The sequence below is a fragment of the Paenibacillus alba genome (assembly GCF_013204855.1).
Lineage (GTDB): Bacteria > Bacillota > Bacilli > Paenibacillales > NBRC-103111 > Paenibacillus_E > Paenibacillus_E alba.
The window spans coordinates 76,817-91,494 of the sequence record NZ_JABMKZ010000002.1 but is presented as its reverse complement, the minus strand read 5'-3'; the positions used below and the strand labels follow the sequence as shown (position 1 = coordinate 91,494).

Here is a 14,678-nt window from a genome sequence, read left to right as displayed (position 1 = left end):
AGGGGAAGCCCTTGGCGAAGAGAGTGGAGGGAATCCGATGGATGAATTCAAAGAGCAAATGAACCGCAGGCTGCAGCAATTAGCAGCGGCGGCGGAGCCTACATTTTGGGGGTTTCTTGGCTGTGAGTTCATAAGTATGCAGGATCAAGTGGTGACGATTGCCTTGGATGCAAAAACACATCATTTGAATCCGATTGGGATTGTGCATGGCGGAGTGCTTTCCTCCTTGTTGGATAATGCGATGGGGATTGTTGTCATGACAGCAAGACCAGATGAGAAGGTTGTGACAACGAATCTTAATGTGCATTTTGTTTCTCCTCTTTATGAAGGTCGGCTCTTCGTAACGGCGGAGCTCGTACATCAATCTCGCAAGATGCTGACGACTCAAGGTCGTGTTGTGGATCAACATGGAAACTTGGGGACGATGGGAACAGGTACATTTCGAGTGATTTGATCGGCTCAGATGGGCGGGAGGGGCACGCAGGCTGCGTGTCTTTTTTGTTTGATCACAATAGAGAGTAGACGTTTTCGGTTTCCGAAAACGTCTACTCTCTATTTGGCGATCAAACCAACCTCTAAACGCGGTCGCTCATCTTTGGTTAGCCTCGATAAATTTTTTTTCTCACCATTTATAAAGTGTGAATTTTCAGGAGAGGACTGTTGGGTTACAAAGCAGGAGCCCGCGCCCCCTCTTTACTTGAGAAGGGATGAAGTGAAAAGCTGGTTTCATTGGATTAATTCCAATGCAAGCTAGTTTGAAGAGCTTCGAGACGATTTCAGTGGATAAACTCCAATGTATACTCCAAAAAGCAGACATTTTGCGGTTTAATGGATATTTTCATTGGATTATTTCCAATGCAAGCTTGAAATCAGCCCTTTGATGGCTGATTTCATTGGACAAATTCCAGTGAGAAGGATAATACCTGTTTTCGTAACGGTATTAGTAATAAAATTTCGCCCCATTCACCCCTTTTTTTTGCTATACAAGCAGGCAAGGGGGACTACACACACCATTATTCGTGTGATGTTACATTACACAAATAAGTCATTAAGACATAAAACATTCATATTTTCATCATTCATGTCATATATATTAACACAAATCCATTGACTGAACAGGCAAAGTCATCCTATAATCGTTTAAAAGGCATAAGGGGGAACTAACGTGCATCTTACCATTCGTGAGGCATTAGCCATATATCCTTTAACTGAGGCGAAGCTTGTTGCGGGGAAGCAAGGGGAATCCCGAATCGTGAAATCTGTCAATGTGATGGACGCTCCGGATATTGCGGATTGGACGAAATCAGGGGAGATGCTTTTCACTACTGCTTTTGCAATGAAGGATAGTCCGCAAGAGACCGTTAATTTATTGAGGAAATTGAATGATCGTGGTGCAGCGGGATTAGGGATCAAATTGGGGCGATTTTGGACGGAGCTGCCACAGGTTGTTGTTGAAGAAGCGGATCGGCTGCATTTTCCAATTATTGAGATGCCCTTTCAATTTACATTTTCAGATCAAATGAATGCGTTGTTTAATGCTGAATATAGACGAAATACGAAGCTTCTGCAAACGGTGCTGGAGAAACAAACCAAGCTGATGCAGTTCGGTTTGAAGCAGGACAATATGCTGTCGATGTTCCAATTGATCAGTCAAATTCTCGGTTATCCCATGGCTGTGGTTGGGGCGCGGGGGCAGATTCTCTATAATACAAGCGCTTGGACTCAGGAGCATCTAGCACAGAATTGGCCTTCAAAGCGCAAGTCCGGCTGGGTATATGCAGGCAAGGATCGAGCTTATCGTGTTGGACTGCATCAGCAAGAGGATGAGCCGCTTGGACATCTGCTGATCATGCCGGATGCTGTCCTTCTTGCCAATGTCGAAGAAGGTCTCTTTCAACAAGCAGCGGATATATTAACGTTCCATATGAGCTATACGTTCCGATCCCATGTAGAGGCTTCCGCACAGCGTGATTTGCAAAATTTACTCCTCCGGTACTTGGAGAAAGGCACCGCTCTCGAAGAGTTCATGGAGCAAGCAGAAGCTAGAGGGCAGACACTTTTCTCGGGAGCTTTCCAATGTGTGATTAGCACCTGCAAGTCCGATTCGCTGCTGGAAGAGGTGCTGCAAAGCAAAATCAAAAATTTGAAGAAGTACATGGAAGCACATCCAAAAACGAGCAGCTTGCGCAGCAACCACTATGTCTTCAAGGATAAGTTGTTTTCGATCTATTCTTCCAGCCAATCAGAGGGTTTTCCTGAAGATGAGCTCTCTCAGCTTCTGATTAAATACGCCGGAGATTCGGGATGTATCGAAGAGGCGGGTATAATGTCATTCTATACGAGCTCCACGAAAACGAAGCCGACAGCTTTAAGAGAAGCCTATCTGGAGTGTATGGAGACGGAGCGACTGGGTACCAAGCTGGGATTGCCTGATCGTGTGCTGCATTTCGAAACGATTGAATTTGCGCATCTCTTCCAACATGTATCACCCAATATGATGGAAGATTATTGTGCCAAGATCCTACGTCCATTGCTGGAAAAGGATGCGGAATATTCACAAGAAATGATTCGTACCTTGGAAGTTTTCATTCGCAACGATGGGCAAGTCAGTGAAGCCGCCAAGCAATTATTCATTCATCGAAATACAGTGACGTACCGTTTAGAGAAAATAAGCGATCTCTTGCAAGTAGATTTCAAAAAAGTGAACGACTTATTAAAATTGAAGGCTGTTTTCTTATTCCGTCAATTTCTACATGCTAGACAGTAAAAAGTAAACCCTGAGCCGCTGCTCTGAGCGCTCAGGGTTTACGCTTTTTTAAGGTGAAGATGGTTATTTCCGGTCTGCACAGCAGTCGAAAAGGAAGTGTCGTTGTGCCGATGCCGCGATTCGTATAGATGAGCATTGACGATTGAGAAGCTGTCTGCAGTCCTGCTACGTAATTTCTACCGGCCGGCGGGGTGATGACAGCACCTACAAAGGGCAGGCGAATCTGTCCGCCGTGCGTATGTCCGGACAATTGCAGATCAATGGCATGATTGCCAATCTGATCGGCAAAATCTGGGCAATGGGAGAGTAATAGAGTAAACATCTGAGCATTGGCGCCATGCATGGTTGTCTCGATATCGGGTTTCCCTGTGAGCATGTCCTCGACACCGGCAATTTGTATGGTTTGTCCTTTGTACGCAATGGTTTTGTGCGCGTTAACCAGTGATTGGAAGCCGCCGTCCTGTAGGATCGGCAAGGTCAGGTTAGGCCCTTTCCATTTATCGTGATTGCCAAGCACGGACCATTTGCCCAGGGGAGCTTGCAGGCTATTCAGCAGTTCACTCGTCTTAGCGGAATCTTCGATAATATGACTATCGAATAAATCGCCTGTGAAGCAGATAAGATCTGCTTTTTCTTCTTGAATAAGCTGAATGACGTGGGCCAGATCTTGAAGATCGAAGTGATGACCGATATGCAAGTCGCTGAATTGCAAGAGTTTAAGACCATGGAAGGCATTGGGGAGTCTTTCAAAAGGAAGAGTCAACCGTGTGAATTCAATCCACTTGGGTTCAATGTAACCAGAATAACTGCCGAGTAAACCGCCGGAAGCGAGTAAAGAGCCTGCAAGCACAGCTCCTTTCTTGAGAAAAGCTCGTCTTGAGATCGGTGGTGGTGATGGCATAAGTTCCTCCTGACCGGATGAATATAGCGTTACTTCATAATTATACCAGTAAGCGATAGAGGGATGCGAGTTCTGTGATTTGCATATACAGGTTGGTTACTTTATAATTATTCTTATCTAAATAAGAATGATTTTAATCGAATGGGAGATGTTCATATGTCAGCTTGGAAAGAATTAACTACAGTAGAAGAATGGCAGGCCGTTCTGGATCGCTCCTCGGAGAAACCAGCAGTCGTGCTTAAACACAGTACAACATGTCCAGTAAGCGCAAGCGCGCTTGATGAATACGAGGAGTACTTGTCTGGCAAGCCAAACGGCGATGTCGACTATTTCTTGGTTAAAGTGATCGAATCTCGTCCAGTTTCCAACCAAATTGCCGAAGATCTTGGCATTAAGCATGCCTCACCGCAAATTCTTTATTTCAAAGATAAAGAGTCCATCTGGAACACATCGCATTGGTCCGTTACGAACAAACATATTACTGCTGTTTTAGATTAATTTTACTTTTGACAATTGTGAAGCCTTTAAAGCTGCCGGGGAAGAAACGGCAGACTTTAAGGGCTTTTTTTATATGAACAATGAATTGAACGATGTTTAAAAAGGATTGGCAAGCCGATCTTCCTCCTATATACTTATTGAGGCACCAACAAGGTCATTTACACAGCAAGGAGTTACTCAACATGAATGCTATGAACAAAACCAAAGTTCCGATTCCTATGTTTCTTCTCATTGGTATAATTGCCATCTCATTTTCATCTATTTTCGTCAGATGGTCGGATGCGCCAGCTTCTGTTATCGCGATGTATCGACTCCTGATGACGAACGTATTAATGCTGCCATTTCTATGGAATTACAGACACGAGATTGCTAGAATCCGCCTGAAAGACTGGCTGCGGACAGCGATATCCGGCATTGCGCTTGGCTTGCATTTCTTATTTTGGATGGATTCCCTTCGCTTCACAACGGTCGCAAGCTCAACCGCCATTTTAACCTTAGAGCCGATTTGTGTGCTGCTGGGAGCGTTCCTTCTCTACGGACAAAAGACAAGCCGTGCGGCTTTAATGGCGATGTGTGTGGCTATTGTTGGCGCTGTTTGCATTGGCTGGGGAGATTTTCAATTCTCAGGAAACGCGCTGAAAGGGGACCTGCTTTCTCTCGTTGGAACGCTTGCAGTTGCTTTGCACATGCTTTTGGGCAAAAGCTTAAGAGAGCACATTTCGGCGTTTGTTTACAGCTTTTTTGTTTTTTTGTTTGCCGGTTTGGTTCTGGCGATCACCAATCTGTTTACGGGTGTTTCTTTTTTTGCGTATGCGCCCAAGGAGTGGGGAGTTTTTCTGCTCTTAGCGATTGTTCCGACGGTATTCGGACATTATGTTTTCAATTGGCTCTTGAAATATATGAATGCGTCGTCGGTTTCGATGACTGTATTGGGAGAGCCGCTAGGGGCTTCATTACTGGCCTATTTTATACTGGGAGAAACGATTACAACGTTCCAATTGTTGGCCGGATGCCTTTTGTTAGTAGGGGTTGGCATGTTCTTGCGCAGCAATGAAAAACAGTGATTTTTTTAATTATTAATTGAACTTAGGTTAAAAAGGCGAACGTAAAGCATCAAGCTTTTCTACTCGGAGGGGATGAAGTGAGGTTTCGTGATTTTCATCATAATGTCAAATTAAGAATCGGACTCTCTTTTTTATCCGGTACTGCCAACAATATGGTGCTTCCATTTATGTCGATTTATTTTTCAGGCAAATTAGGAAATACGACTGCAGGGCTTGTTGTTATTATTGGCATTCTATCGGGAATCGCAGCAGGGATGATTGGTGGTTATTATGCGGATCGTATTGGACGTAAAAAGCTTTTAATTACCGCAGAGATCGGATGGATGCTTTGTTTCCTTGGCATGGCTATGGCCAATTCCCCATGGTTGTCTTCCCCGTGGCTGACATTCGTACTAATGATCTTCGTAAGTATGTTTTGGGGCGTCCACGGGCCGGCGAACGAAGCGATGCTGCTGGATGTAACCGCTCCAGAAGTTCGGAAATTCATGTATGCCATCATGTACTGGATGAACAATTTATCTTTTGCAATTGCCGGGATAGCAGGGGCTTTTTTATTCAAATCGTATTTATTTGAACTGTTTATTGGTTTATTTATAACGGGTCTAATCTCACTTATCGTGACCTATTTCTTTATTGATGAAGTTTTCCAACCGCAAATAACGCAGGGCCAAGAAGGTGTGGCAAGAAATAAACAGTCAATATGGGCGAACTACCGCATGGTGTTCCGTGATCGGACATTTATTATTTTCACGCTAGCCTCGTTATTGTTGGTGTCGGTTGAATTTCATCTCGGCAACTATGTCGGCATAAGGCTGGAGAAAGAGATGGTTGCTGCGCCATTCCTTACTTGGATTAAGTCTTCTTGGTCTGTTGATGGTTTGGAAATGCTGGGCTTCATCCGTACGGAAAATACCGTTCTGGTCGTCGTGCTTTCTGTGGTGGTGGGGTATATCATGAAGCGTTTCTCGGACAGCCGGGTGTTGTTTATCGGTTATACGTGTTATATCGCAGGCTACAGTTACTTGGCGTACAGCAACCAACCAGGCTTGCTCTTGATTTCAATGTTCATTGCCACCGTTGGCGAGTTGATGTATGTGCCAATTAAGCAAGCATACCTCGGCAATATTGCGCCGGATCATGCAAGGAGCTCCTATATGGCTTTGTATGGGATGGTGTACAAAGGGGCTACGCTGCTCTGCGGATTTAGCGTTATTGTTGGGGGATGGCTGTCATCGTGGATGATGGCTTCGCTGATTGCGCTAAGCGGATTCATCGGGATGGCCATGTTCTATTGGATTCTGCCGCAGCTTGAGGCACGTAAAATGAAAGCGGAGGCCAACTATGCTGCTTCAACTGAAACGCTGAGCTCCTAAAAGACAAGCAGCCACAAAGGTTCGGAGTGATTAGCTTATAACCATGTGGCTGCAAGGGCATATATGTTTACTTGTTCTCCGCGGCGAACTCCGCTTTGATCTTATTTAATAAAGCTGGGCTGCTGAGCACCTCATAAGCGGTATACGCAAGTGCTTTGGATGTGAAAATCATCGCGTTCAGCGCGGTTTCCTGCATCGCAAGGTCACGGAATTCCTTGGTATGGAGCAAATGCTTCTCATTCACGACCTTGACAAAAGGATGGATCGTCGGGCATTGGGTTGATACATTGCCTAAATCAAGGGAACCATGATCTTTGCCCACTTCGATTTCATCAGGTTGAATGCCCAATTCGACTAATTGATGATTGAACACATCCGATAAGGCTTCATTCGTTTTGAGCTCATCATAGGAATATTCATAGAAGGACGTTTTGAGGGTGCAGCCGGTTTGCAGAGCAGCGCCTTCTGCGCAGTTCAGGACTTTCTGCACGAGCTCGTTGGTATACGTGCGGGAAGCCGAACGAACGTAGAATTGGGCGACCGCATAATCCGGGATAATATTCGGAGCCTTGCCGCCTTCGCTGATAATACCGTGAATACGCGCGTCCGATTTGACTTGTTGGCGCAGGGCATTGATCGAATTGAATAGCTGTAGAACAGCATCTAAGGCGTTAATGCCTTCATAAGGCTGTGCAGCAGCATGGGAGGAGCGGCCGAAGAATTCGTATTGAATGGCATCCATAGCTAGTGATTCACCTGATTTTTCGTAGGTGTAGTAGGGATGTGCCATCAAGGCGATATCGACGTCTTTGAAGAGTCCGGCTGCGGCCATCGGCACTTTGGCGCCTTTGGTTTCCTCGGCAGGAGTGCCATAAACGCGAATGCTTCCTCCTGTTTCGGAGAGGACGGATTTCAGTCCAATTGCAGCGCCTAAGCTCATCATGCAGATCAGGTGATGGCCGCAAGCATGACCCAAGTCAGGTAAAGCGTCGTATTCCGCTAAGAAAGCAACGACAGGTCCAGGTTTCCCTGAATCATAGGTCGCAATGAAAGAAGTGGGGATATCCAGCACACCGCGTTCGATATGGAAGCCATGAAAGGCTAATTTTTCAGTCAATCGCGCTGAGGCGAGAAATTCTTCATGTCCCAGCTCTGGGTTTGCCCCAATATAGGCGGAGATCGCTTTGAAGCGGTCTGCGTTATGGTCAATGGTTTGTGTAATGGTGGATTTCATACGTTGATTAGCCCCTTTATGGAATTGGTTCTTAGCTCTATTGTAGTATAAAGGTGAGCAAACTACCACTTTCCAATCCGCTGGGTTACAATGGGGAAGAATTTCTTTTAACTGTTCAGGGGGAAACCGAAATGATGAAATATGGAGACGAGCATGTCGAACATCGCTTTACATTATCTTTTACAGAATCAGAGCTAAGAGGGCAGTGGCAGGATTTTTTCCTAGGTATTCATGAGGCGGATGGCGAAGTATTTCCGGAGGAATTGATAGATCCTTCAGTTCTTGTCATATGTAATTTGGCTGGAGAGATTGTGCAAATCGTTCTTCATGATGAAGGCTGTGACTGTGAATTTCAATTCACGTTCTCTGAGAAAGCCCAGATCGAAGCTTATATGAAGCAGCATGTAAACGTATAAAAAAACTTGTGAAAGACCGGTGTGAGTGTCCCTTCCCAAACTGGGCGCTGACGCATATACTATCCTACGCCAGGCTTTAGGGAGAGGATAGGAATGGTAAAGACGATGATCAATTATTTGGCATTTGGCGATTCACTAACCGTAGGTTTTGGAGCCCCGGAAGGTCATGGATTCGTGTCTATCTATCGGCAGAAGGTGGAAAGATTGCTGAATGTTCCTGTTCACTTGAAACACGCTGGCAAAAACGGTGCCACGACGAGTGAACTGCTGGAGACGCTTGAATCCGATCCATCCCTCCAGAAGGACGTTCAAGAAGCGGATCTCATTACGATTACAGCTGGAGGAAATGATTTGATCCAAGCGGCGATCCCGTTCTTTTACCAAGGTGATGCTCTGTTCTTAAAGTCTGCCCTGCAAACGTACGAATCCAATTACAAAAAACTGCTGCTGCAAATAGAGGAACTGCGAAAAGGCATTGACAACCCTTATTTGGTCGCTTTAATTGGCTTATATAACCCGCTGCCGCAGGTGCCGGATGCCGCTTATTGGGTACAGCGCTTTAATTTGTTTCTGCGCAAGCTGGAGCAGCCGCATGTTCATATTGTTCAGGTGTATGATGCCTTCGTTGGGCAGGATAGCCGCTATATTTCTGAAGATGCCATCCATCCCAACGAACAAGGCTATGATGAGTTGGCTCGACAAGTGGAGAAGGCATTCTCCCTTCATCAACTGCAGCAATTAGTTCATTAATCAAGATGCGATGACATATCCAAATACGGAGAAGAAATGACAGGCGCTGCCAGCCAACACGAACACATGCCAAATGGCATGGTGATAAGGGACGCGCCGCCATACATAGAAGATGGATCCGAACGTATACAGCAGACCGCCGACGACCAGCCAAACAATGCCGCCTAAAGGCAGATGAGTGTATAAGGGCTTGAAGGCTATAACGATTAACCACCCCATAAGAATATAACAGAGCGTCGAAATCAGGATGAATCGTTTGACATAGAATATTTTCAATACAATGCCTACAAGCGCCAGCCCCCATATAATGCCGAAAAAAGACCATCCCAAAGGCCCTCTTAAAGTGACGAGCAGATAGGGCGTATAGCTTCCAGCGATTAATAAATAGATAGCCGAATGGTCCAGAATTTCAAAGATATCCTTCAGGCGAGGTTTGGTTATGCTGTGAAGCAAGGTAGAACAAGTATAAAGGACAACCAGCGCAGTTCCAAAAATGCTGAAGCTTACAATATGCCAAGCATTGCCATGCAGGCTAGCTTGGATGATTAACATAATTAGAGCAACAATGCTCAGCAGCACCCCTACGCCATGGCTGATGGCATTAGCTTTTTCTTCTTGAATGGAATATTCCATGATGTACCTTCTTTCTGATTGATATTTCCTACTACCTAATAGATTAGACGACGCCCATATGTTTTTACCTTCATTTCAGCTGCATAATAAAATTGCTTTAGTCACAGGAGCCGGAAGAGGCCAGGACCTTGGTATTTCAAAACGCCTTTAACTGAGCAAATATTGGGGAATCCCGATTATTTGGCCGAAATTATTGCTCGCACACCATTCGGGCGTGTTGGCGAATTGGAAGGAGCCCACTCTCCTTGATTTTGCAGGATTGAGCTTTTCTAGTATTTCAATTATACTGGTCTGACAAACTTGCAAGATATAATGCGTTTTCATTTCGCGTAAAACAGTTTAAATAAGGCGGTCGAAGCACAATGTCTCAGGTGCGTATATTTACAGACAGCACATGCGATTTAAGTGCTGAATTAATTCAGAACTACGGAATCGAGATAGTGCCTCTTTATGTTATTTTTGATGATCAATCGTTCAAGGATGGCCATAATATCAAACCTGATAGACTTTATCATTTGGTAGAGCAGACGGGAAAGCTGCCCAAAACAGCAGCACCGTCACCCGCTGATTTCGAAAGGGCTTTCGAACCCGTCATCCACAGCGGCGATGACATTGTCTATATCGGGCTTTCGTCGGACATGTCCTCGACCATACAAAATGCGAGAATCGCTGCTGATCGTTTTCCGAATGGCAAGGTAACGGTAATTGATTCCAGAAATCTTTCAACTGGCATCGGTCTTCTTGTCTTGAAGGCTGTACAAGCCGCATTAGCAGGCAAGAACAGCAAGGAAGTCAGTGAAATGATTGAACAAAGCACCGCTAAAATCGAAGTTGAATTTATTATTGATACATTGGAGTATTTGCATAAAGGTGGAAGATGTTCAAGTGTTCAGCATTTCTTTGGCAGTTTGCTGAAAATCAGGCCGCTCGTTAAAGTGATCGACGGGTCTATGACCATGACGGACAAAGTAAGAGGTAAACGGAATAAAGCGCTGGGACAGCTTTTGGACAATGCTTTAGCGCAGAAAGACAGCATGGATAACGAATTTCTGTTTATTACACACTCTTTGGCAGCGGAAGAAGCCGCATTCGTCAAACAGCAGATCGAACAGCATACGAAGGTGAAACATGTCTATGTAACTGAAACCGGTTGCGTAGTTTCCAGCCATTGCGGCCCTCGTACAGTAAGTATTGTTTTCGCCAAAAAATAAGAAATGAGTGGACTCCATGACGACAATCAAGATTATTACTGACAGCAGCTGCGACCTTCCCCAAATGATGGTAGATGAGCTTGGAATTAGTATCGTTCCCTTATCCGTACACTTTGGAGAGGAGTGCATGTCCCCTCAGATGGAGCTTTGCGAATTTTATGCGAGAATGAAAGTAGAGAGCACGCTGCCTAAGACATCCAGCCCGTCTCCGCTCCATTTTTTTCATAAATTTGAGAAAGTTGAGGTTAATCAGGATATTCTTGTTATCAGTCTTTCGTCTGCGCTCAGCAGTACCTATCATCATGCGGTGATGGGCAAAGAGCTTTTGCTAGAGTCTGGGTATACGGGCCAAATCGAAGTAATAGATTCGAGGACAGCTTCCTTGGGACTTGGCGTGCTGGTGTATAAAGCTGCTAAAATGGCAGAAGCGCATGTCCCATTTGCGAAAATTGTCGAAGAAACTCGAAATTCGATTAAGACTTCTGGCACTTACTTTTTTTTGGATACTCTCGAAAATGTAATAAAAGGCGGGCGTCTTGATCGTGTTCGTGGAGCTGTCGCCTCCGTGCTGAATATTAAGCTGCTCATGAAAGCGAGCGACGAAGGTTCTGTCGAAGTGATCGAGAAGATTCGCGGAACGCAGCAAGCTTTGAAACGGATGATCGCCAAAGTGGGCGAAACCGTGCATGATTTCGACAAAGATGTCATCGCGGTCGCACATAGCAATTGCGAGGAAAGGGCCCGCGAAGTCCTCGGTCAACTGCTGGAAAAGTACCCGTTCCGGCATGTGCTTTTCTCAAACATGGGGACTGTCATTGGCACTTATGCGGGTGAAGGCGGAGTTTTGATCGCTTATTAGTTATTACAAAAAGGCGCTGCACTTCTTCACAGTATCGCTGTGCCTCATAACGTTTGGGTGATAAAGCTGGGAGGAACTGCGGTACGCTGTTTATGGGAATATTCGCTGGAAAAAGCTGAAGGAACTACAGTACGCTATTTGTGGGAAATTGCACTATAAATAGAGCTGAGGGAACTACAATACGCTATTTCGTGGAAATTGTGCCATTTAGGGCTCAAAACGGCGATTTAGCGGATCGTAGTTCCCTTTGGGTATGAAATCACGACGTTTTGGCTCGTATAGCGGATCGTAGTTCCCTTTGAATGTGGGAGAATGAGAGTTTGGACCACCAAGGGTTGATATCATAAAGGAATTGCTGCCCATATGGCTATCTCTCTGATCTGAAACTTTGAAAACCTGCGATTGTGCAGGTTTCTTCAATGAAATGGTGTGAAAAGAGGGAAAGCCTGCAATTGTGTCAATTGTGCAGGCTTTTTTGGTGTTTTCAGCTTGGAATCAAGAAAGTGCTTCAAAAGCATGCACAATTGCAGGAATTTATTGATTTTGGTGATGCCATGACCTAAAAAGATGCATAATCGCAGGAATTATGCGATTATGCATGCGCAGTAGGTGGGTTCTAGGTGTTACTGGCGCAAAGCGATCCGCAAACGGCAGCTTGAGCAGTAGAGGCATCAAGCTGCCCGGTTCTCTCTAAACCGGTGATTGCGTGGTCACGATTTCATGATCTTCCGTAGAAACGAGAGGAGACAGCTCGCCCGGCGCCATTAACCAAAGCTCGTGAAGGGCACGCGTACAGCCTACATAGAGCAATTTGGCATCCATCAAGGTTGCTTCGTAGTGTCCGGCTGTGACATCCATCAGCAATACAGCATCGAATTCCAGTCCTTTGGTCAAGTAGACGGGAAGGACGGAGATGCCGCCGCGATAAACTCGCTGCTTCGAGGTAATGAGATTCGTTTCAATGCCTGTTGCGCTTAAAGCCTCATGCAGCTCTTGCGCTTGCTTCTCCGTACGGGCAACAACGGCAATCGTGCTGGAGCTTCCTTGCTGCAAAGTCGCAATCGCGCTCTGCAACAAAGGGAATCTGCCTTTGATGTCCGTTTGAAGCACTCGAACTTTGTTCCCGCTGCGGAACACGGGAACAGCTAGAAGCGGATTCTCGACGCCGCGCTGCAGTACTAGATTGGCAAATTGGATGATTTCCATCGTCGAACGATAGCTTCGTTCCAATTCGAAATAGCCGGTGGCCTCAGTCTGGAACAGGCTTGAAAATTCTTTCCAATCAGTGATGCCTTGATAAGCATGAATCCCTTGCGACAAGTCGCCCAAGATAGTGAAGGAGCTATTTCGCGTATAGGCATCAAGAACAGCTACCTGGAAAGGTGAGAAATCCTGGGCTTCGTCGATGACAACATGGTCGAATAGCCGATCAGATGGAATGCCATATAATCGAGTGTGAATATAAAGGAGTGGAGCGAGATCCTCGAGCTGCACTTCTTTTTTCTTGAAATGTTTGTTGGAAGAGGCCACGATCGACGCTGGAATTTGAGCCAGCAGATCAACGGGCAGCTGATCTGGACGACCTTTGTCGGCGAACAGCAGCTTATAAAAGGTGAACGCAGTATGCTCAGGCCAGCTTGTCAAATAGGTGCGAAGACGTTGAGCCGCTTTCTTCTTCAGTTCTTTTTTCTTGCTTTGCTCCCAAATCTTGTCCAGCTGCATTTCCATCCAGCGCTTGATCCGGGCAACAACCCGTTCACGGCGTTTGACAAGCGGATAATGCTTGTTTTCAACAAAAAACCACTCGCGAATAGAGGCGATCGGCAGTTTGATTCCTTCCCATGGGCTGAAATCAGCCTGAGGGACATAGGATTCTTCGAACTTGGTCAGGCACTCATCGAGATACTGTTTGAAAGCGATGGCACCTTTGAACCGGCCAGGTGCGTGATCGTCAATGGGTGGTCTTTTGCTGCCAAGAGAGAACCAGGTTTGAAGGGTCAAAGCTTGGTCCGTCAATTTCACTTCTTGATCCAGTACGTCCAGTGCCCAATCCGTAAAGGTGCTTTGTCCAATATTACCAACGCCGAGTTCTGGAAGAACCCCGGAGATATAATCAAGGAACATGGAGTTCGGAGCAAAAATAATCATCCGCTCAGCACGGACTTGCTCACGATATTGATAGAGAAGGAAAGCCAGCCGGTGGAGGGCGACGGTAGTTTTACCGCTTCCTGCGACACCTTGAATAATTAAGGCCGTATTTTTGGCGGCACGAATAATGCGATCTTGCTCAGCTTGAATCGTAGAAACGATATCGCGCAGCTTGTTGTCTTTATTCTCGCCAAGGCGATAAAGAAGGAACTCATCACCAACGGCCATGGAATCTTCTGTCCGGTCGTAAGTGTCTACAACCCGCTGCAAAATTTGCTTGCGGACGACAAGATTGCGCTTTAGATACACGAGGCCTTCAATCAGGCCGTCAGGTGAATCATAGGAAGCAGCATCAAGTCCGCCGGTAAACGAATAAAATAGGCTGGCTACAGGCGCGCGCCAATCAATAACCAGCAGGTGTCCGGTACGTTCGTCTTCGACGCCTGCTTTGCCAATGTAAAGCGGATTAGCAGCCGCTGTGCCAGACTCTTGGAAGTCAAGACGTCCGAAATACGGTTCATCAACAGCTTTCGTCAAGTTAAGGCGTCCGTTCTCGCGAGCGGCTTCCAGCGCTTGTTCGGTTAAATCGGGTCCATAATAAACAGGTGTCTTCCGAAGACGCTCAAGCTGTTTATCAATTTCGATATTGGTTTGCTCAAGACGCTGCAATTCTTCTTGATAGGCACTTTGAGTCTTTGTGTCCAAGATCAGTTACCTCCTAAGATCAGATGTTGTCTATTCGTGAATAAACAGGTAAACAATATATCATACCTGTCAGTATATGGGAAGCTAAACTGTCCAGCGCAGCATTTGGGCATAAGAGG

Annotated in this window: 13 protein-coding genes; 9 read left to right on the top strand and 4 right to left on the bottom strand. The window is 45.8% G+C overall.

Annotation, left to right across the window (positions count from 1 at the left end):
• Positions 1-37: 37 nt before the first annotated feature.
• Complete coding sequence (locus HQN90_RS00460; RefSeq protein ID WP_246361964.1) at positions 38-454, top strand: PaaI family thioesterase; 417 nt, start codon at positions 38-40, stop codon at positions 452-454.
• Positions 455-1,165: 711 nt separating this feature from the next.
• Positions 1,166-2,767: a PucR family transcriptional regulator gene (locus tag HQN90_RS39485; RefSeq protein WP_173215451.1), complete on the top strand. Its 1,602-nt coding sequence runs from the start codon at positions 1,166-1,168 to the stop codon at positions 2,765-2,767.
• A gap of 31 nt (positions 2,768-2,798) precedes the next feature.
• Here the strand turns inward: HQN90_RS39485 and HQN90_RS00450 are convergent, their stop codons facing one another.
• Positions 2,799-3,668 (bottom strand): metallophosphoesterase, encoded by an 870-nt coding sequence (locus tag HQN90_RS00450; protein WP_173215449.1) that lies wholly within the window; start codon positions 3,666-3,668, stop codon positions 2,799-2,801.
• Between the two features lie 156 nt (positions 3,669-3,824).
• Between HQN90_RS00450 and ytxJ the strand changes: the two genes are divergently transcribed.
• The 3 genes from ytxJ to HQN90_RS39480 all read left to right on the top strand — a co-directional run bounded on the left by ytxJ (position 3,825) and on the right by HQN90_RS39480 (position 6,603).
• Positions 3,825-4,166 carry a bacillithiol system redox-active protein YtxJ gene (gene ytxJ, locus HQN90_RS00445; RefSeq protein ID WP_173215447.1) on the top strand — a complete coding sequence of 114 codons (342 nt, stop codon included), beginning with the start codon at positions 3,825-3,827 and terminating at the stop codon, positions 4,164-4,166.
• A 182-nt stretch (positions 4,167-4,348) separates the two neighbouring features.
• The gene (locus tag HQN90_RS00440) at positions 4,349-5,230 is read left to right on the top strand and encodes a DMT family transporter (protein ID WP_173215445.1); all 882 of its coding nucleotides are present in this window, start codon (positions 4,349-4,351) and stop codon (positions 5,228-5,230) included.
• Between the two features lie 77 nt (positions 5,231-5,307).
• The gene (locus tag HQN90_RS39480) at positions 5,308-6,603 is read left to right on the top strand and encodes an MFS transporter (protein ID WP_173215443.1); all 1,296 of its coding nucleotides are present in this window, start codon (positions 5,308-5,310) and stop codon (positions 6,601-6,603) included.
• Between the two features lie 67 nt (positions 6,604-6,670).
• Here the strand turns inward: HQN90_RS39480 and HQN90_RS00430 are convergent, their stop codons facing one another.
• On the bottom strand, positions 6,671-7,837 hold the full coding sequence (locus HQN90_RS00430) for a M20 family metallopeptidase (protein ID WP_173215441.1): 1,167 nt from the start codon (positions 7,835-7,837) through the stop codon (positions 6,671-6,673).
• A gap of 131 nt (positions 7,838-7,968) precedes the next feature.
• Between HQN90_RS00430 and HQN90_RS00425 the strand changes: the two genes are divergently transcribed.
• On the top strand, positions 7,969-8,253 hold the full coding sequence (locus HQN90_RS00425) for a hypothetical protein (RefSeq protein WP_173215439.1): 285 nt from the start codon (positions 7,969-7,971) through the stop codon (positions 8,251-8,253).
• 93 nt (positions 8,254-8,346) lie between these two features.
• A complete protein-coding gene (locus HQN90_RS00420) occupies positions 8,347-9,003 on the top strand; it encodes a GDSL-type esterase/lipase family protein (RefSeq protein WP_173215437.1) in 657 nt (218 codons plus the stop codon).
• On the opposite strand, the gene trhA is transcribed toward HQN90_RS00420, so the two are convergent.
• Positions 9,004-9,636: a PAQR family membrane homeostasis protein TrhA gene (gene trhA, locus HQN90_RS00415; RefSeq protein WP_173215435.1), complete on the bottom strand. Its 633-nt coding sequence runs from the start codon at positions 9,634-9,636 to the stop codon at positions 9,004-9,006.
• Between the two features lie 362 nt (positions 9,637-9,998).
• Between trhA and HQN90_RS00410 the strand changes: the two genes are divergently transcribed.
• A complete protein-coding gene (locus HQN90_RS00410; protein ID WP_173215426.1) occupies positions 9,999-10,847 on the top strand; it encodes a DegV family protein in 849 nt (282 codons plus the stop codon).
• A 16-nt stretch (positions 10,848-10,863) separates the two neighbouring features.
• A complete protein-coding gene (locus HQN90_RS00405) occupies positions 10,864-11,706 on the top strand; it encodes a DegV family protein (protein WP_173215424.1) in 843 nt (280 codons plus the stop codon).
• 690 nt (positions 11,707-12,396) lie between these two features.
• Here HQN90_RS00405 and HQN90_RS00400 read toward each other — a convergent pair.
• Positions 12,397-14,559 carry a HelD family protein gene (locus HQN90_RS00400; protein WP_173215422.1) on the bottom strand — a complete coding sequence of 721 codons (2,163 nt, stop codon included), beginning with the start codon at positions 14,557-14,559 and terminating at the stop codon, positions 12,397-12,399.
• Positions 14,560-14,678: the final 119 nt, after the last annotated feature.